Genomic DNA, 19,158 nt, shown 5'->3' on the forward strand with positions numbered 1-19,158 from the left:
GGGCATGACACGCCGCATCACCCGAGGAGGGCCCGCCCGACGCCAGCCCCGCTACGTCTGCGAATGAAGCTGATCACCCATCTCAAACACGCTCTTAGGCAAGATGTGGGGCCAATCCCGTCTTATGTAAAGCCGTCTCCAGAAGATCGCGTCGACCACGTTTCGGCATCCTGACCCGCCTCCCGGCCCGGCGTGGATGCCGGCAAAAGCTTACTGGTAGCGCGATTCAGGGGCGGGTTAAAGCGATGGGTGCGTCGGCAGTACACCTTAAACGTCTTGACCCGCCCTCCGGCCCAGTTCGCTATCTCTGCAACCTTCCCTGCTCAGTCCATATACAGAGGCGGGTTAAGAAGCTACGAGCCTCTGAGGCGTGCAGTCACCTTGCCGAGCCATCATCGAAGTCCGGTCGAGTGCTTCGGAAGGCCGGTTTCATTCCATAGGGAGGTTCGCCATGGATACTTGAAAGGCGTCAAACGAAGAACGGGAGTCGTCCGGTCTCTCAGTGCGCTGGGTCGATATTCTCGCCAAGGCCGGCGCATCTTCAGCCTTCGTAGGCGTCACGGCTGGCGTTGTGCCGGCCCTGACTGTCGGACCAGCCGTCGCAGTGGCACTCCACAAGTTGATCAAGTAGAGGTGTCAATCCGGTAGGACCGTTGCCCCGCCCCCTGCTTCTCGGGGGGCGGGCTGCTGTTCGCGGGCTCGGAACCCTGCTTGCAGATGTTCGATCGAGGCGCCTGGAGCGTTGGCGGACGCGACAGGAGCACACATGCTGGCTATGGCAACGCTGGGGCGGAGAGACGGTTGAGCAAACCTCGATCGAACCTGGCGAGGCCCAGATCTATGCGCCCTGTGCCCGTTGTTCGCGACTCGTCACACACGGTGCTAGACGTGCGCATAGAGCACAGCTACCCGGAGGTTGGGTGTTGGTCCCTCTCCCTAGTAGACGTATGTACGTTAAAACTGTGACGTACATACGCTAACCTGATCTATCGACACAGCCGGATCGAGCCAGAGAAGGGAAGACCCACTTGAACCCGAGCGGCGGGTAGGGGTGCGGCATCGACTTGAGTGCACCTGCGACCCAAGGCTGACGCGGCACGACCGTTGTGCCTGGTGAACTCGCTGCAGGCAACAGCCTCGACTGCGATCCACACGGCGGAGCCGTAGACAGATGTCAAGGAGCTAGCATCATGACCGCGATCATGCGTGTCCGCTCGCACGTCGAGCGTTGCCTGCAGGAGGCTTGGGGCCGACGGTGTGTCGGCTTCGATTCGGAGGGTGATTGCGCCTTTTACCGCGGCACCGTAGTCGGTTATGTCCGCGTTGCCGAATCTACTCCCGATACGATTCAAGTCTTCGCTGTCGCCGTCCGCGATGTTGCGCCGAAGGAGGACCTGCTTCGAGAGGTTAACGACCTCAATCTGGAAGTCGGAACGATGCGATACGTGCTGGCTGCGAAACAACTGATCGTTCTGCAACATCTACCCGCTCATTGCGCCACCCCGCGAACCCTCTCCCGTGCGTGCCGGGAGGTCACCGACGCTGCCCACCGGATGGGGCCAGTAATTGCGACAGTGCATGGTGGCACAACTCCCAGTCCGCCCCGCGGACTGGATATAAAGGACATCTAGCGGTCAACCAAGTCGTATCGACGAGGGCGGCGTACGAGTGGCTTGGTGACACGAGTGTGGTGCCGTGAAGGATGACTGACTGCGTTATTAGGATCGAAATAAAATAGACTGAGGGACGGCCCCAGGCGCCGCAACAGCTGCTACCAACGCGCATGGGCAGTTTGTGAGCCCGATCGGACTATCCTCGCCGAATCGGTACACCATTCCAACCTTTTGGCCAGCTGGTGAGCGTAGCCGCCAACCCAGCCGCAGCTAATCCCTTCGTCCGTGCGCGCTACACCTCACTCCGGCTCCGCGTGGCCAGGGGCCCAGGAAGAGATGGACCGCTCAACAGCTATTTCGGGAAAGCCGCACATACAAGGGCCGAGGCGATGGCTGAGCTCAACAAGGGTGCCTCTTCACCGCGGCGGAGATTCTGGAGGCGCTGGGTCTTGCAGGGCACGGTGGTAAGCGATCAGGACGTAGTTGGGCAATGGTTCCCCCGGGTAGAGGTCGATGCCGCGATCACGGGCCCACTGACGAACGGCTGCCTTCTGCTCGCCGCCCCCCGAAGGCGTTTTGGCTGCGCGCTCCTTCAGGTTGGAATGCATCAACAGGTCCAGAAAATCATCGACCGATGGTACATCGGTATCATGATTTTGCTTCCTCTGAGGCTCCTCCCAGAGGGGTATCTGCGACATGCTGTTGGCGCTCCTCGTTGATCGCCATCACCTCGGTGCGATTGCCGCGATGATCGTGGGGTCGTCTCTTGATAGCAGCATCCAGTTGGTCAAGACGCGACCCCTGAGCGAGCTAGGCAAGCACATGGACCGACGCTTCATGGGCAGTCAAGCCAACTCCTCGACTCTGCTAAGGATCTTCCGGTTCAAGTATGACAACCCTCGCCGCGGTGCGTCTCGAGAGCAGAAGATCTTTGGCGAGGACAACCACCGTAGGTGGCTACGGGCACGCTCAGCTAGCTCCTATAGCGGGGTATGTGGGTTGCTCTGGATGCGCGAGGTTGTACTGGTCTATGACGTGAGCTGGGATTTCCCTGTCGGTTTCGATCTCGAAGTGGTGCTCGCGAGCCAAGGTTACGACATTTAAGTAGCGAGGATCGTTGTTGGCTAAGGCAGCGTTTCCGTCGGCGTGGCCTTCCATCTGGCCAGCACCGCAGCCTCCTCGATGGCCTCCACTCTTCGAGGGGACCTGCCGGGCAACCGAAGCTCCGCGAGAGCCTCGTCAATGAGTGAGTCGTAGGTTGCCGCTCGCCCTTCACTCACCAGCCATTGAATGAGAGCCACCAACTCATCAGGCCGATATGTGGTGATGGCGCGGCCGCCGAGCCTGGGCGGCCGGCTGGGCCTTGCCGGTGAGCTGCCTGGAGGAGGCACCGGAGAGGTCGAGTCGGAGACGGAAAGAGCGGGGCGTAGACGACCGGCGATGTTCCGCGCCGCGCCTTCAACGTCGTTGAGTGGGTGCGTGGCCCGCAGTAGGCCCTTGCCCCAAACGAAATTGCGGGTGCTGAGCGAGGCAGTAATGCGGCCGTTCGTTCGTTGTGCGGCGTCCTCGGGAGATCGCACCACCAGGATGGGCAGAGTGGGCAGCAACTCTGCTTCGACGCGGTAACGAGCCAGGGCATCGCGAAGTTTGCCGAGATGGCTACGAATCTGGGCGTCAGACGGCCGGGTTGTAGGTGAAGCCGCGGGCGGTGCCTTGTGGTGCGGTGTGGCACGCGTTGAGGTCTGCGGTGAGTACCCAAGAATTTTTCTTGCAACCCCCTCGGGGTCTCGAGCTGAGTGCATGGACATTACCGTTCCGCTGCCCCAGGTGAAGTTGACGTAGGGCGCGGAAAGCCGAATCTGGCCTGCCGTACGAGTGACCGCATCTGGAGGAGATTTCACGATCAACGCGTAATCGTCTGCCACAAGTTCCACTGCTATGCCGTGACGTGCCAGGGCGCGACGCAGCGTTTGAAGCGGTGGCAGCACGCTTCCTATCCGTGGCCGATCATCCTGCCTGGCGAGTGCTTCTGCTGTGGCTGTGGCTGTGGCAGGAGCCTTCTTTCGTACTATGGGCTGGATCTGAGTCACCGCAGAATAGACTCGTTGGAGGTCCCAAACGGACGGCTTGTGGGGCGGAGCCAGCTTCGTGATGATCAGGTGGACGACCTTTTCTGGAGTGGGCTCAACGCCCTGACGTAGTGCCCACTTGGCCGCAGTCGTCAGCTGCTCGTCATCGAAAGCGGATACGGCCTGCTGTGTCTGAAGAGGGAAGGGGTCTGCCTCCTCAACTGCTGGGCGGACATTGCTTCTCGGCTTCAGTGCAGTTCGGCTGGTAACGATTTTGTTCGCTACGTCCTCGTGGTCCTCGACCGCGTGAGTGAACCGAGAGTGGTCTGGTCCCCAGGTGAATTGACCGTCCGGCCTGGACACCGCGACCTTGCCTGCTGTCTCAGTCACGACATGTCGTGGACCCAAGATAAGCAGCTCGGGGGCCTTCGCACTCAGTATGCACTGGACACCCTTGGCGACGAGTATGCCGCGCAAAACACGTAGATGTCTGAACGCCTGAGCTTCAGACAGCGCCTTCGCCGTGGCGGGGGAGGCCTTCGTATCGGATGCCACGGACATGGCGCGGCGATAGGCATCGACGATGCGTGCTGGCAGGCGCCCTCGATCACCTACCGTATGGCCTTGTGCAAGTGCCCACTGGCGAATCGCCGCGGTATGAATGTCTCCGTCTTCAGGCTGCGAAGGGGCGCTGGTGGCGGTCTCATCAGGTCGTGAGAGAGCGTTGAAGAGATCGTCCAAGGATGGGGCGGAACCAGAAGTGTTCCTGCCTGTGCTCTCGAGCCATCCATCTGCTCGATGGCCCTGGCTCTGTTCGTGGCGAGACTCTCTGGGGGCTGAGTCCTCTTCCTCTGCGGCTTTGTCGGCCAGGACTTGAACAGCATCCACTTGTGCTTGCTGGTCGGTATGAACGTCCTTCGCTGGGGCGCTTAGGGGAAGATCATGGTGAGCCGGTCCCCTAAGCTCGAGCATGTCAATGCTTGATTGGGTTGCCGTCTGGCCAACGACGCCCGTCGGGTCTGGAGCCTTTGGATCGAGCTGCGCCTCGCCATGCTGGTTGTGCCAGTCCACTCCGCCTCTGACCTCAGTGGGTGAGGTGGCTTGCGAAGGAGAGGGCTCCTTGCTCTGTACGGCTGGCTGAGTCGTCGAACTCGTCTGGTCATGGCCGACGCTGGCCTGCTGAATGAAATGGGCCGTTGGCGCGAGCGAGAAAGGAGAGGGATCGCCCTGGTCGTCTGCCTCCTCGGAGGTGTCATACCAGGCAGCAACCTCCTTGCTGGCAGCCCCACCCGCAGGGCTTGCTTGCGGTGCCAGCTGTCCCGGATCCTTGACTTCCTCGGAAAGAGGAAAGGGCCCGGCAACAGTGAACTCATTGAGTTGGGGCTCGAACTCCTGACGCTGACGGGGCTTAGGAGCCACAGGGGCGAGCTCAGCAGCGGATGTGGCGCTCGAAGCTGGAGTGGGTTCGCTGCTGGTGCTCTCACCAGGATCAATGCCCAGGTCTATCAGAAGCGTCCAGAGAGGCGCCATCGCTGCTTCGGGATCGCGATAAAACGCGCTCCCGCGGACTCGCCAGAACCGCCACCCCAACCTTTCCAAGATGGTTTGCCGGCGCAGGTCGCTTTCCCACTGATCGGGGCCGTGGTACTTATCCCCGTCACACTCGATGGCTAGCTTGCGCCCATCACCGTGCACCACCAGGTCAATGCGGAGGCTTCCGACGCGATGCTGGGGCGAAACGCGATAGCCCCGGTCCGTGAGCTGGCGAAGCACACGTCGCTCGAAATCGGACTCGCAGCGCTCCTCCAGACCTTCGGCAATGTCGTGTAACGGCTGCTGCTCGACGCAGTACCTGATGAGTGCGGCTCGCTGATCATCCGGATGCAGCTGCTCGGGCTGGACACTGTGGAAGACCCACAGTTGATCCTTGGCTCGACTCGCGGCCACGTTGACGCGCTGCTCGTACGCTTTGCTGGTGAAGGCCGATCGGTTGTCGTCGGCGACCACACTGATGAAGATGACGTCTCGTTCGTCTCCCTGGAAGCTGTACGAATCGCCGCAGCGAAGCTGCCGCTTCTCGTACTCTGCAGGGCCAAGCTTGTGCAGAAGGCGCTGGTCGATGTACTCGGCCTGCTTGCTGTTTCCGAGCAGCGAGATCACGCCAAAGGTACGACCGGCGTAGGCAGGGTCGTTACAACAGTGAATGATTTGATCGACGATTGCCGCGGCTTCGGCCTCATTGGCCTCACCTATGTTTGTGCTTCGTCGTACCCCGCCGGGTACGTAGATCGCTCGTACGGTGGCGCCTGGGAGGCTATGGGAGGACTCTTCGCGCAGAGGCTGGATCTCGCCGCCGTAGTACCTCTGGGAGGAGAACTCGATGATGCTCGGCAGGGAGCGGAAGTGCTCTCGCAGCCGCACCACACCTGGAAAGAGGCGGGTGGACGCATCATAGAGACTGGACTCGAGGTCGAGCAGGAGTGCGTTCGGGAAGTCTCTCAGGTGCGCATGCACGAGCTCATCGACTCGTTCTCGGTTGACACCCACTGCAGATGGGCTGATCTGTTTGTCGTCGCCAACCACAATCACTTTGTGCCCGAGTCCCAAAAGGCCAAGTGCGAAGACATCGCACTGGCTGCTTTCGTCCACGATGACGACGTCGAAGGCTGGCGCGACGGAAGGATCAAAGGATTCGGCCACCCGATAGTAGGGCATGATCCATACAGGAACGGCTCCCATAGCTTGTGGCATGAGACGCTGTGCTTCCGCTCGCCACTTGTTCGCACGCTCGGAGGTGCCGCGGCCGATTCTCCGTAACGTCTGTAACCAGCCGACCAGTGCCTGACGCTGGCTGTCTCCGAGGTTACGTTTAGCGCCCAGCCATGCTGAGCGTCTCGTGAGTTCCAGCGTGATGCGACGCAGTTCCTCCTGCGCGTGGGTCAGCCGGCGCTGTATCTCTTCTGCGTCGTTGGCCTTCAGCAGCTTCGATAGCCAGGTATCGGCCTGTCGCCACTGCCAAAGCTCGTCGATCTCAGAAGGTTCGCCGCACTGCTCGACGTCGCCGCGGCTCTCCCTGATCTGCTGAGCCCACAGCGGAGCGAGGGAGGCGAGGCGCTGGTGGAGCTCCGCGAGCCGAATGGCCTTGGGGTAGACGGTGTGAAGGCGTGCAGCGGTGGCAAGCGCAGCATCCCAGCGCTGCCAGTCGGCTCCCGCCAGAGCGGTTGCCAGCTCTGCCCAGAGCGGGGATGCACTCTGTGCCTGGCGACCAGCCGTCAGTGTTGCCGCCAGCTCTTCCATCCCGGCGACGGGCTGACACTGTTGAGCGCGCACCCGCAGATCAGAAAGCACCTCGACGATCTGATGGAGGTGCGTAGAGCTGCAGCGAGGTGGGATCAGATCGGGGGCGATGAGCGTACGGAGCTTGGTGCGGAGGGCTGGCCAATGCTGGGTTTCCCAGCCCAGTACTTGCAGGATCTCTTGAGCTCGTGCTTCCAGCCACATTTCTACAGCAGGTGCATCAACAGGCAGAGCCGGTGCCTCGCTGGTTGGCGCGATGTCGCCCATCCACAGCTGGGCTGCAGAGCTGCGGATACGGCTTAGCTCGAGGTACGCCAGGATGCGATCAACGTCCTCTGCGGTGTCCGGTTCATGGCCGTCGATCGAAAGGCCCTTCAGGAACTGAGTCAGGCGTCGCTGGAGCAGCGAGGAGACTCGCTTGCCCTCCTGGAAGCGTTGACGCAGCTGGCGGAGAAGTTCGATGGCCTCCCGAGGCGAATAGCCTTCCAGCATACTGACGTGTGCCCCAGCAACCGCACTACGAAGCCGGGCACACTGAATCGTGTCCGCTTGGAGTCGGTGGGCATGGCCGGCCCAGAGGTCTCGCCACTGTTGAGCTTGTGTGACCTGAAAACGGAGGCGCGTGAGCCAGCCGGATTCAAGGGACGCTAGATGGTCGCGCGCCTGGACGGTGGCGTCGATAAGCATGGACAACTGTTCATCGGTTAGGGCGTCAACCGCTGCCCAGGTGGTGATGTGGCGATTGTGGTCGGAAAGCTTCTTGCCCGTAGCCGCCAGAGCCTGGTCACGCTCGGCGAGTTGCCGTCCAGTGGGAAGCTGCTCAGGATGCGGCAAGGCTTGAGCTGCGGCGAGCGCGTCCTCGGCCTCGACACGGCGTGACAGGGCGAACAGCTCGCTGGCCTCGTGTGCGCTGAGAGGGCAAGGGACATCCGCCTCGATCGCATCAGGGATGCGGGCCATCTCTGCCTGGTGATGCGCCAACCATTCGGCGAGCTCTGCGGCACGGCGACGATGAGTGCCGAGTGTCAGTTCAGCGCCTTCTTGAGAGAGGGAGTCACGCAGGCGCTGGCGCAGCTGCAGGACTTCCTTTTCCGCGGAGCGCAGCTGTTCCTGCAACGAAGCGATAAGCGAACTTTCCCGTTGCTCGTCGACTAGGTCTGCTGCCTCGGTAATCGCGTTGACGGACCGTTGCAGGGCGGCCATGTCTGCGGCCGAAGAGCCGAGTATGGCAAGGGATAGATCGCGTAGCTCAGCGGGTATCTTGTCACGAAGCACGGCCAGAGTTTGGTCTTTGTGTGCGGTGACGAGGACACGCTTGCCATGCGCCACGAGATGCGAGATCAGGTTCGCGATGGTGTGGCTCTTGCCCGTGCCGGGAGGGCCCTGCACGGTGACGCCGTTATGCGTCGCGAGCTTTTGGGCGATCTGCTCTTGCTGCTCATTAGTGGCGAGTGGCAAGAGAAGGTGCTCGGCGACGGCTTCCCAATCTTGGCCATGATGGAGCAGAACCCGCTTGGCCTCGGCTTCGCCGGCAGCGAGTGCAACAATGGGCGCGGGAAGATGGTCAGTGGATGCAGCGACCTGCTTCAGTCGCTCGAAGAACTGTAGGAACATGACCCGCCGCTGGCGGATGAGCAATCGCCAGGTTGGCGCAATAGCAGGTGCTTGGCCCGCGTCTGGAAGGTCATCACTCAGTGTGACATGCGCGTCGAGTCCCAGAGGGGCTATCAGTCTCTGGCTGATCCCGTGAAGCTCGCCGCGTGACCAGACTTCGAGCGCATCTCGTCGAAGGTCTTCTCCGATCTTGGCGAGTTCTACCATGTTGGGCGCCCCGACACCCTGTAGACACTCGAGCTCCAAGCGGGGGAGTTCCTCAGGTACAACGGTAAGCTCGCCGCTTGCCTCGTCGAAATCTATCCGCGCGCGGGTAAGCAGGAGTGGGTGACAGATGCTGTGGCTGTTGTGTTTCCAGCCGAGGAAGGCATGTCCCCAGACGAGCTCGTGAGTGGCTTCGTCAGCGCGGAGGCGTTGGCGGAGACGGAACAAGGCCTCGTAGAGCTTACGTGCTTGGGCGGCAAGCTTGGCCGGGCCGGACCATGGCTCCCAAACCTGGACGATCCACTGCTCGAGCGCGTCTTGGTCTGCCTGCCCAGACTTTCCGGAGCGAAGGCCTAAGCTGGGGCGCCGATAGGGATTGTCACGGTGCAATCGATCCTCTGCCCAAGACAGGGCAGCGGGGAGGACCGGGGCCGCTGGCATGGAGATCTTCGAGGCGCGTAGCCAGCCGTCGCTGCCTCCTAGCCGGACGGCTGGATGGCCGGGGATGTCCTGGGGAGCCGCCGCTATCTCGTGATCCCCGACGTGCCGCGTGGGCTTCGCGTGGGCCTCTTGTGTCAAAGCGCTGAGGTAGTCGTACAGCCGTGTTACTCGCTGTCGAGTCTCCACTTCGCCTGCCACTGAATCTCCTGGGTCGCGATGTCGCAGATTGATACGTAAGACATACATGAGGAACCTGGCAATTCCCTATACCAGGACGTATCTTCTCGGCATCCATTTGCGCGATCTTGTGGGGGTTCGAGCGAGTCGTAGCGCCGCAGCCCGTCGACTGCTCCTTCCGGCTACAAGCAATGACGTAGGGTGAGCGGGCAGGTGTGGGCTCGTAGGGCGGTGCTGCTTCGCACTTCCTACTCCTGGCGTTTGTCGGTGCCTTCTGCTAGACCCTGAGAGGCTGTCCGGATCGTCATCGAGGAGGTAGCCCCGTGGCCTTCAGCGATGTGCTGCCTGCACTTAGGGCTGCCTCCGATGACGCGCGTGCCGCACTCGCAGAGGCTTACGCTGTTCGCCTAGCGGCTCACGACGGCGACGAATCACTTGGCCAGCTACTGGAAGTCCAGAGTCCGGAACCAGTGGATATCAGCCGGCACTGCGAGACCAGGCGAGCACGGAACGTCCTACTGGCAAACACGCTCGGTGACGTTCATCAGGTGTTGCAGGTCGCAGTTCCCGACTTCCGAGGCCTGAAGAACTGTGGTCAGCGAACGCTGGTGGACATTCTGAACGCCCTGCTTATCTCGCTGAGTGAGAATCATTTCAACGAGCCGGTCGAAGATCCAGTGTCAGATGTCGATGCAACTTTGTGCGACCTTTTGGAAGGCTGGACTGCTTCTCTCAGCGATCGGGAGCGGCTCATCCTCCGTCATCGTGTTCTCTGGCATGACCGCAACCTGGACGACCTGGGTAAAGAGCTGGGCGTTAGCCGAGAGCGTGTTCGCCAACTAGAAAAAAGACTGCTCGAGAACTTCGCTAAATGGCGTGAGAACCCTCAGGTTGCCGAGCAAGTCGCAGATCTGTACCAGAAGATTCGCGCTGAGACGCCCCTGCTGACGACTATTGAGTCCGTCGCCCAGCGTATTCCTGAGCTGAGCGAGGAAATCCGGACAGCTGATTGCCTGCTGCATAGCTTCTTGGAAGTCCTCATCCCGGATCTTGATATCAAAGAGCCTTGGCTGGCGATTCGCCCCCTCCCAGACCTTCGAGATGCAACGTTCCATGCAGCCATCCATGGCGGTATCGGCGAGGGCGACGAAAACGCGTTGGGGCGACTGCGCAGCAAGCTCGACCTGGACAATCAGACCTGGGATGCCTGGCTCGACTACTGCGGGCTGCGCGAGATCGGAGGCGTGGTCGTCCGCAAGTCCGCCTCGCAGCCAGAGCTCGCGGTGGCCATTTTGCGTGCCGTCGGCCACCCCTTGAGTGGAGAGGAGATCGCAGAGCGGCTCGACGTCGTGGCCAGTCGCGCCCTTCGCGGTCGCCTGCAGACTGACGACCGTATTGCGCGCGTTGGCCCCAACTCTTATGGGCTCCCCGAGTGGGAGCTGGAGACCTACGAGGGCATTCGCGAGGAGATCGTTCAGAGGATCGAACGCGGTGGTGGGCAGGCCTGGTTGTCGGCTGTTGTCGATGAGCTCGTCGAGCAGTTTGGAGTCTCTCCAGCGAGTGTCCGCGCCTACGCGGCACGCCGGGAGTTTGCCCGCAGAGACGGCTGGATCAGCCTCGCCGGAAGCGGGAACGATGGACTGAGTCGTACCTCCCGCAGAATGCCGTCCCCCCAAGAAACCCGCCGTTGCTTCTTCCACAAGAGGCAGTGGTGGTTCCGCGTGGACGTCAACAAGGAAACGCTCCGCGGCTCTGGATTCACCGCGCCTCGAGGTGCGATGGCACTGTTCCAGGTCGCGGAGGGAACCGAGCGAAGCTTCGCTGCCTTAGCTCAAGAGGTTCGCGTGTCGTGGGTCGCCCCACAACCCCAAATCGGAAGCATCAGACCGCTTGCCATGCAGCTGCAGGCCCACGTTGGAGACGTGCTCTGGCTTGCCCCTGCAGGTGACGGCGCCGTTCGCGCACGTCTGGTTCGTGCGTGGAGCAAGAGCGACAGCGACGAGATCGCCCTGCGCGCAGGCGTTCAGCGTGGCCTCAAAGGAGAAGAATTGCGATCGGCTCTTGCGGGTGCTCTGGAGGTTCCGGCTGAAGCCTCGTGGGATGGGATCACGATGGCGCTGCGTGCTCGAGGAGATCTTGACCTGGCCGAGCTCGTCGAGGGCTACACCTTGAGTGACGCCTTCAGGGAGCTGGAACCGGTTCCCGACCTTGGTGACTTCTTCGCTGCCTTGGGTGGACAGTGATGTCCGGGATGCTGCGCGATCTCTCCATCGAGGACAGCTACAGGAGCGACAGAAGCAATGTGGTCGCGGAGTTCTATATCCCCTGCCTGTCCGCCGCGAACCGCTACGACCGCGCCGTAGGATACTTCACCAGTGCGTCGTTGGCTCTCGTGGCTCGTGGATTGGAGAGCTTTGAACGCAATGGTGGTCGTCTGCGCCTCATCGCGAGTCCTCATCTGACGGACCGCGACATTGAAGAGATGCGGGCGGGATACGCCTATCGCGACGTGATCGCTAAAGCGGTGGCCCGTGAACTGAATCCAGACATCGAACGCTCTCCCAAAGAGCTCGCCGGTCTCGGCATCCTGGGCAGACTGATCGCGCAAGGTACACTGGACGTCAAAATTGCAATCGTGCATGGGAGAGACGGGCTGGCTCTTTATCACGAAAAGATCGGCCTCATTACCGACAAGTATGGAGACACGGCCGCCTTTACCGGGTCAATGAACGAGACCGGCTCGGCGTTTCTGGAGAACTTCGAATCTATCCACGTATTCAGATCATGGAATCTCAATGATCGCAGTAGAGTGGATAGCATCCGAGTCGACTTTGAGGAACTGTGGGCCGGGCGAACACCTCGGGTTGAAATCCTCGAGTTCCCGAAAGTCGCCAGGGAACACTTTATCGCCCTCGGCGAGCGTGCTGCGCAGGTGCCGGCTTCGGCTGATGTTCCCGAACTCTTGACTGTGTCGACGGATCTCACGACCCTTGGATGGGCACGGATTCCACGCGATCTGGAACTGCGGGATTATCAAAAGGCCGCTATTGTGCAGTGGCTAAGTGTCAACGGGCGTGGCGTCTTTCAGATGGCGACCGGAACTGGCAAGACCATCACCGCTCTGGCAGCGCTCGATCAGGTCGGCAGGCAGCTCCACGCCCGACGATTGCCCCTGGTCACGGTCGTCGTTGTTCCGCTCTTGGACCTTGTTGAGCAGTGGTCGGGAGAGTTGCGCAGCTTCGGGGTTGTCCCGATCAAGTGCCGTGATGCGGCCACCTCATGGGAACCGGCCGCTCGTAACGCCATTGCCGCACTGCAGGCACGTCGCCAGGGCAGTGTGACGCTGGTCGTCACCAATGCCACCTTCCGAGGCGCGACCTTCCAACGCCTGCTGGCAACGGTTGACTCCCCCTTGCTGATCATCGCTGATGAGGCGCACCACCTTGGAGGTGAGCACCTTCGAGCGTCCTTGCCAGAGAGTGCACGGTTCCGGTTGGCACTCTCTGCTACTCCAGAGCGGTGGTTCGATCCCGAGGGCACGGACGCGCTGAGGGACTACTTCGGAGACACGCTAATCGAGCTTGGCCTCAAGGAAGCCATCGATCTCGGAGCGTTGACAAGATATCGATACCACCCTGTCCTGGTCCCGTTGAGTGACGATGAAGCTCAGCAGTACACCGAGCTGACCGTTAAGATCGGTGCTCTCCTCAGGTCGAAGGAGCCGGAGTCGCGAGGGGAAGATGACACCTCCCCGCTGGGAATGCTGCTCAATAAGAGGGCCAAGGTGCTAGGCCACGCGCGAGCCAAGATGCCGGCTCTGAGAGAAGCGCTGGAGCAGCACCGGCAGAGCGCATTCCAGCTCGTCTACTGTGCTGAGGGTGGTGCTCCGTTGCCCGAGGGCGGAACTGGTCCCCGGCAGGTGGACCAAGTCCTGGAACTGGTAGGTAACGAGCTGGGCTTGAGGGCGCACACCTTCACAGCAAGGGAGAACAAGCGGCAGCGGATCGACCTGCTTCGCTCCTTCGCGACAGGACGTGACCTGCAGGTTCTCGTATCGATGCGCTGCCTGGATGAGGGTGTGGACCTACCGGATGCCCGCGTGGCGTACATGCTGGCCAGCAGCACCAACCCGCGGCAATTCATCCAACGGCGAGGTCGAATCCTGCGCCGGGCCCCAGGTAAGGACCTCGCCGAGGTGATCGACTTCGTCGTGATGCCTCCCCAGGACCCAGCCCTGTTCGACATCGAACGCCGCCTCTTCAAACGAGAGCTGGCCAGATGCGTAGAGTTCGCCGGCTATGCAGAGAACTGCGGCGAGGCACTGGCCAAACTGAGGGACTTGCGCGACTATTACCAGCTTCTTGATGTGTGAAGGACGGAGAACAGACAGTGAGCGACCAGAGCGAACGCGAGATCGTCGGTCGTATCTACGCCGAGCTGAGCGACGAGGCTAAGCGGCTCGTCGTCGACGTTCTGACCTTGGAAAAGGAGAACCTGCATCTAGGCGATACGGCCGCGGTAGCCCGGAACGTGAGTGACCAGATCATCCGGAAGGTCGAGGGCATCGTCAAGTGAAGCTGCTGTCGATCGAGCTGGAGAACTTCCGCCCCTACGGCGGGCGCCACCGGCTCTCCTTCGCAGGAGAGCCGGGACACAATGTCACGCTGGTCTACGGGACCAACGGCGGCGGCAAAACCACCCTGCTCAACGCCTTCACCTGGGCCCTATACGGGCATCTCAGCGCAGACGTCGAACAGCAAGACCGATTGATCAACAATCGGATCTGGCACAAAGCCCGGGTTGGTTCCCAGGTCGAGGTGTCAGTGACCGTCGTCTTCGAACACGAAGGCCGTACCTACACGGTGCGTCGCTCCCTCAGCGCCGAGAAGCACAGCTCGGAGCAACGCCTGCCAAAGCCCCAGCTTGCGCTCTTGGAACGCGACGACAGAGGCATCACCAGGGAACTTAAGAGCGCTCAAGGGCACATCGACAAGATACTTCCCGAGCGCCTAAGTAAGTTCTTCTTCGTCAACGGCGAGCGGATCGAGCAACTCGTCCGCAAAGAGGCCTATGCCGAGATCCAGCATGCGATCAAGACACTCCTCGGGCTGGAGCAGCTAGAGCGGGCTCTCAAACACCTTCCAACTGCCGCCAACAAGCTGCGGCACCAGATGAAATCCGAAGGTGCTGATAGCGAACTAGCCGAGCGGTTGGCTGCCGAGATTGACTTAACCTACAAGGAGATGGAGGAGAAGAAGCAGAAGAAGGAAACTCTCAACACGGAGGTTCAGCACCTCAAGGATGAGATCGACCTGCTGTCGGCACGGCTGAAGTTGCTCGATGGAGCAAAGCAACTCCAGATCGAGCGTGAACGACTGGAACGCGAGCGCGAGGCGGCTCACGAGTCATTGCGCAAGCTCGAAGACGATCGAGCTCGCGTGCTCGCGGACACCGGGTACCTCGCGTTCCTACCAGAACTTCCCGAAAAGGTCATCGCCGCCTGCGATGCGCTTCGTGAACGGGGCGAACTCCCAGCGCCGCTGAAGCTGACGTTCATCGAAGACCTGTTGGAGACAGGCGAGTGCATTTGTGGCACTCACTTGCCCAACGGATCCAGCGAGCGCGCCGCCCTCGAGACGTGGCGAGCGAGGGCTGGACTGGCCGAAGTCGAAGCAGCCTGGAACCAACTACGGGGTGCGGTATCAGGGCTGGAGGAGAGACGCGCCAGCACGATGGATCGTCTGCTCGATACCGATCGGCTGATCGGAGAAGCATCTGACAAAGAGCGCGTACTCGTGGAGCAGCTCAACGAGGTCTCGCTTGAGCTCCAGAAGCTGCCCCGGGAGGACATCAACGCGATCGAAGTCCGACGCGGGAAGATGATCGACAAACTGAGCGAGACCAGCAGGCAGCTCGGCACGATCGACCAAGACCTCGATCACCTGGCGAGCCAGAAGAAGCAGAAGGAAGAACAGGCCGACAAGCTCCAAGTCAAGGACGAGAACAACCAGCGCATCCAGCGCCGGATCGCTGTGGTACGAGAGACCGAAACCGCCCTAGGGAAGATCCTGGAGCTACTCTCCGACAGCATTCGCCGTCGGCTGGACGCTCGCATTCGTTCCTTGTTCAGGCAGGCATCGCTGAAGAACTACGAGCCGGAACTGACGGCTGGCTTCCAGCTGGAATATTGGGAGGCCGCCGGCAGTGAGAGGATGCCGGCTCCCAAGTCCACGGGCGAAAACATGCTGCTCTCCCTGTCCTTCGTCGGTGCCATCGCTCAAGAGTGCCGAGACGCGGCCAATAACCCCAACCCCTTCTTCGGAGGAGTGGGAGGCGAGTACCCCATCGTCATGGACGCCGTCTTCGGCAACCTGGACGATGACTACCGCCGGCAGATCGCCAAGTTCCTCCCCGAAATGACCTCGCAGGTGGTCGTGCTGTCAAGCAAGGCCCAGGCCGACGGCGTCGCGGAAGACTCCCTGCGCCCGCGCGTCGGCCAGCAATACGTCATCACCACCCACACCACCAAGAGTGACTTGGTCGACGTCACAGAGAAGATCAGTGTGAACGGAAAGGACTACCCCTACCAAGTGGTGGGTTCTTCCTTTGACGGTGCAGAGTTCACCGAGGTGACGGACTAATGACGAGCCCCATCGAGCAGAGAGTCCGCCGACCCAAAGGCCACGAGACGCTGATCCAGCAGCTGAGCAAGGACGGCGATGGACCGTTCACCAGCATGGCCTCGACGCTGCTGTTCGCAGCCTCCGTGGGATATGCCCATGAACGGCGAGTGCCCTTCAGCGACACCAACGAGCCCATCAGGTACGAAGTCTTCCGGCGATCTCCAACCGCCGAAGCATTCATCGACTCACTCGGAGTGCTTGAGCATCCGGGCGACCCATCCATCTTGAGCGAGGAGCGACTCGGAGAGCGGGTGACGATCTTCGAGGAGTATGCCAACGGCGGCCTCAACTACATTCAAGGGGAGATCAACGCCAGCAAATCACGCGTCATGGACGTGCTCCTAGAGATGGTGCGCCAAGCTGGCCGCAATCAACCATCAGGAGATCTTCCTCCCGAGCTAGGCCAATTCTTCAGCCCGCCAGAGTTCTAAACCCCATGATGGGCACGTGAGCCTCGCACAGCAGCCAGGCGGCGCCTGGGAGACCGAGCGCCGCCTCACTGCCATCGGCAGAACCGGTCTCTCAGTACCGGCCCGTCAGGCCGTGGTCGATCAACAGATCACGCCCGAACGCTCTGTCCTGGATTACGGATGTGGACGGGGTGACGACGTTCGTGCCCTGCGCAGTCTGGCCGCTCAGGTCACTGGTTGGGATCCGCACTACCATCCAGACGGTCACCTCGGCTCCGCAGATGTCGTGCTCCTGACCTACGTGCTCAACATCATTGAGGACCCCGAAGAACGACGCCAAACCCTCCTGCGAGCATGGGATCTCGCAGAGGAAACGCTGATCGTCTCCACCCGGCTCACCTGGGAGAAGGCAAAGGTCAAAGGAACGGGTTTTGGCGACGGGGTTCTCACGAGTCGCCGCACCTTCCAGCACCTATTCGGGGCCAACGAGCTGCGAAGCTACGTCGAAGACGTCACGGGCGTGCGAAGTGTCTCGGCCACGCCAGGAGTCGTCTACGCCTTCAAGCGAGACGAGGCGCGTCTCAGCTATCTAGCTCGTCGTATTGCGCCAGCGGCAACGTGGCTAGCGTCTGACGACGCAGCATCAGCGATCGCCGCGGTGATCGATTACACCGAACAGCGCGGCCGCGTGCCACGGGTGGAAGAGATGCCAGCCCCGATGGTGGAGCTCCTTGCACACTTGAGTCCCGGCGAGCTCCACAGACTCGTACGCGCGTCGGCTGATGCCGACAAGATCGCCGAAGCTGCCAAGCAGTCGACGCTCACCACGCTCCTCTTCCTCGGAGTTGAGCTCTTCAACGGCCGCGGGCCCTTCGGCTGTCTCCCGCTATCGGTGCAGCTCGACGTCAGAGCCTTCTTCAACTCCTATAAGGAGGCATGCCTTCGAGCCGATCGGCTGCTGCTCAAGCTCCGAGACGATGCCTATGTCCGTGGCGCGATGAACGGATCAAAGGTCGGCAAGCTCACTCCTACCGCCTTGTATGTGCATCGTCGGGCTGTCGAGCACATGCCTGTCGTGCTTCGCCTGTACGAACACTGCGCCTCCATCGCGGCAGGACGCCCTCCAGAGTGGACGGTAGCCAAGCTGCGGCACCAAGGCAGGGGAGTGAGCTGGCTCGACTACCCAGAGTTCGACGACGACCCGCATCCCAGACTGAGGACTTCATACATGGTGGATCTCGCCACGCTGAAAACCTCGTTCATGTCATACGAGCAGTCGACGAACCGGCCACTCTTGCACCGCAAGCATGAGTTCCTGCATCCCGGTGATCCGGATGTACCCAAGTACCGTCGCCTCACCGACAGCGAGCTTCGGGCAGGCCTTTATGCTCAGCCGCATCTCATCGGCACAGAGCAAGGCTGGGAAGCCGAGCTCGCCCGGTGCGGGCGCCAACTTCGAGGCCACCGCCTGATCAAGCGAGCGTAGAGGTCTGCACGCCGGCTTGGTAGTCCGCGATCACGTCTACGAACTCGTCGACATCGAGCTCGTTCGCTTGGTCGGGGAACCAGGACAACCGAAGACCGTTGCTGACCTGCTCTTGAGGCAACTGCATCGCTGCCAACACATGGCTCGGGGTGTAGGAGGCGCTTGTGCAGGCAGAGCCGGTTGCAACCGCAGCGTAGCTCTTCAATTGCAAGATCAATGCCTCAGCATCCACGCCCTCGAAGGAGAGGTTGAGGATATGCGGCATCACATGTTCTTGGTCGCCGTGCAGATGGAAGCGGGTCCTGCGCAGCCCGGCGAGGAGCCGTGATCGGAACTCCTCAGCGGCGGCCAACCACTTTGTGCGTTCCTTCTCGAAGGTCTCGAGCGCCGTCGAGAGACCCGCGATGAGCGGGACGGGAAGCGTCCCTGGTCGTAGACCGCGCTCTTGCCCGCCCCCGAACATCAAAGGCTTCAAGGGCGCTGCCACCCGGCCCCTGCGCCGCATGACGAGCCCGCCAATCCCCTTGGGAGCGCCGATCTTGTGGCCGCTAAAGCTGATGAGATCGATGGGTGCACGCAGGCTCTCCGGCAGTTTGCCGAAGCCCTGTGCGGCATCCACGTGGAAGTACGTCTCAGTGGCGCGAAGATGCTCAGCTAGCTCAGCGACGGGTTGGATCACGCCGGTCTCGTTGTTGACCTGCATGACAGAGACAAGCAGGGTGTCGGGCCGCACCCGCTCAAGCACTGCCTCTACACTCACCCGTCCAGACGGGCCGGGCTCAATCAGATCGACCTCGAACCCTTGAGCCTCCAGGTGCTCAAGAGGCTCGAGGACAGCCTTGTGCTCAATAGCAGTACTGACAATGTGGCGTCGGCCATGTTCGGCCCCGTAGGGAGCCAGACCAAGCAGGGCGATGTTGTTGCTCTCAGTGGCGCCGCTGGTGAAAATCAGCTCATCTGGGCGGACTCCGAGGTGGGTGGCGACGCCTTCGCGGGCACGCGCAACAGCCTTCTTGGCGCGTGTACCGTACTCGTGCGTGCGCGAGCCGGCATTGCCGAAATCTTCGGACATCCAGTGCAGGACGACCTCTGCCACCTGTGGCAGTACCCTCGTTGTTGCCGCGGCATCGAGGTAGGCGACCACGGTCTTCACCAGCTCTCATC

At 61.3% G+C, this 19,158-nt stretch carries 11 protein-coding genes; 8 read left to right on the forward strand and 3 right to left on the reverse strand.

Annotated features, from left to right (window positions below; translation table 11 throughout):
- Positions 1–1,190: 1,190 nt before the first annotated feature.
- Positions 1,191–1,631: a hypothetical protein gene (locus tag ACGF0J_RS37875; protein WP_393154114.1), complete on the forward strand. Its 441-nt coding sequence runs from the start codon at positions 1,191–1,193 to the stop codon at positions 1,629–1,631.
- Positions 1,632–2,029: 398 nt separating this feature from the next.
- On the opposite strand, the gene ACGF0J_RS37880 is transcribed toward ACGF0J_RS37875, so the two are convergent.
- Positions 2,030–2,311, reverse strand: coding sequence for a hypothetical protein (locus ACGF0J_RS37880; protein WP_393154116.1), 282 nt, complete (start codon positions 2,309–2,311; stop codon positions 2,030–2,032).
- Between ACGF0J_RS37880 and ACGF0J_RS37885 the strand changes: the two genes are divergently transcribed.
- Positions 2,310–2,717: a hypothetical protein gene (locus tag ACGF0J_RS37885; RefSeq protein ID WP_393154118.1), complete on the forward strand. Its 408-nt coding sequence runs from the start codon at positions 2,310–2,312 to the stop codon at positions 2,715–2,717. The genes ACGF0J_RS37880 and ACGF0J_RS37885 overlap by 2 nt on opposite strands.
- Before the next feature lie 20 nt (positions 2,718–2,737).
- On the opposite strand, the gene ACGF0J_RS37890 is transcribed toward ACGF0J_RS37885, so the two are convergent.
- Positions 2,738–8,800 (reverse strand): histone-like nucleoid-structuring protein Lsr2, encoded by a 6,063-nt coding sequence (locus tag ACGF0J_RS37890; protein ID WP_393154120.1) that lies wholly within the window; start codon positions 8,798–8,800, stop codon positions 2,738–2,740.
- Between the two features lie 938 nt (positions 8,801–9,738).
- On the opposite strand from ACGF0J_RS37890, the gene ACGF0J_RS37895 reads away from it, so the two are divergent.
- Genes ACGF0J_RS37895 through ACGF0J_RS37920 form a run of 6 tightly spaced genes read left to right on the forward strand, consistent with a single transcriptional unit; the run spans position 9,739 to position 17,994 of the window.
- The gene (locus ACGF0J_RS37895; RefSeq protein ID WP_393154122.1) at positions 9,739–11,658 is read left to right on the forward strand and encodes a sigma factor-like helix-turn-helix DNA-binding protein; all 1,920 of its coding nucleotides are present in this window, start codon (positions 9,739–9,741) and stop codon (positions 11,656–11,658) included.
- On the forward strand, positions 11,658–13,787 hold the full coding sequence (locus ACGF0J_RS37900; protein ID WP_393154124.1) for a DEAD/DEAH box helicase family protein: 2,130 nt from the start codon (positions 11,658–11,660) through the stop codon (positions 13,785–13,787). The genes ACGF0J_RS37895 and ACGF0J_RS37900 overlap by 1 nt, the downstream gene beginning before the upstream one ends.
- 17 nt (positions 13,788–13,804) lie before the next feature.
- Positions 13,805–13,990 (forward strand): hypothetical protein, encoded by a 186-nt coding sequence (locus tag ACGF0J_RS37905; RefSeq protein ID WP_393154126.1) that lies wholly within the window; start codon positions 13,805–13,807, stop codon positions 13,988–13,990.
- Entirely contained in the window at positions 13,987–16,056 is a 2,070-nt protein-coding gene (locus tag ACGF0J_RS37910) for an AAA family ATPase (protein WP_393154128.1), read from the forward strand. Before ACGF0J_RS37905 ends, ACGF0J_RS37910 begins: the two co-directional genes overlap by 4 nt.
- Positions 16,056–16,529: a DNA phosphorothioation-associated protein 4 gene (locus ACGF0J_RS37915; protein ID WP_393154130.1), complete on the forward strand. Its 474-nt coding sequence runs from the start codon at positions 16,056–16,058 to the stop codon at positions 16,527–16,529. Before ACGF0J_RS37910 ends, ACGF0J_RS37915 begins: the two co-directional genes overlap by 1 nt.
- Positions 16,530–16,545: 16 nt before the next feature.
- Complete coding sequence (locus ACGF0J_RS37920; RefSeq protein WP_393154132.1) at positions 16,546–17,994, forward strand: DNA phosphorothioation-associated putative methyltransferase; 1,449 nt, start codon at positions 16,546–16,548, stop codon at positions 17,992–17,994.
- On the opposite strand, the gene dndA is transcribed toward ACGF0J_RS37920, so the two are convergent.
- A complete protein-coding gene (dndA, locus tag ACGF0J_RS37925; RefSeq protein WP_393154134.1) occupies positions 17,981–19,147 on the reverse strand; it encodes a cysteine desulfurase DndA in 1,167 nt (388 codons plus the stop codon). The genes ACGF0J_RS37920 and dndA overlap by 14 nt on opposite strands.
- Between the last annotated feature and the right edge of the window lie 11 nt (positions 19,148–19,158).

This window comes from Nonomuraea sp. NPDC047897 (genome assembly GCF_043204415.1).
Classification (GTDB): Bacteria; Actinomycetota; Actinomycetes; order Streptosporangiales; family Streptosporangiaceae; genus Nonomuraea.

Coding starts and splice junctions, on each gene's coding strand:
- ACGF0J_RS37890 (WP_393154120.1), bottom strand. CDS start 8,800: ATGGTAGAACTCGCCAAGATCGGAGAAGACCTTCGACGAGATGCGCTC.
- ACGF0J_RS37900 (WP_393154124.1), top strand. CDS start 11,658: ATGTCCGGGATGCTGCGCGATCTCTCCATCGAGGACAGCTACAGGAGC.
- ACGF0J_RS37875 (WP_393154114.1), top strand. CDS start 1,191: ATGACCGCGATCATGCGTGTCCGCTCGCACGTCGAGCGTTGCCTGCAG.
- ACGF0J_RS37915 (WP_393154130.1), top strand. CDS start 16,056: ATGACGAGCCCCATCGAGCAGAGAGTCCGCCGACCCAAAGGCCACGAG.
- ACGF0J_RS37885 (WP_393154118.1), top strand. CDS start 2,310: ATGCTGTTGGCGCTCCTCGTTGATCGCCATCACCTCGGTGCGATTGCC.
- ACGF0J_RS37880 (WP_393154116.1), bottom strand. CDS start 2,311: ATGTCGCAGATACCCCTCTGGGAGGAGCCTCAGAGGAAGCAAAATCAT.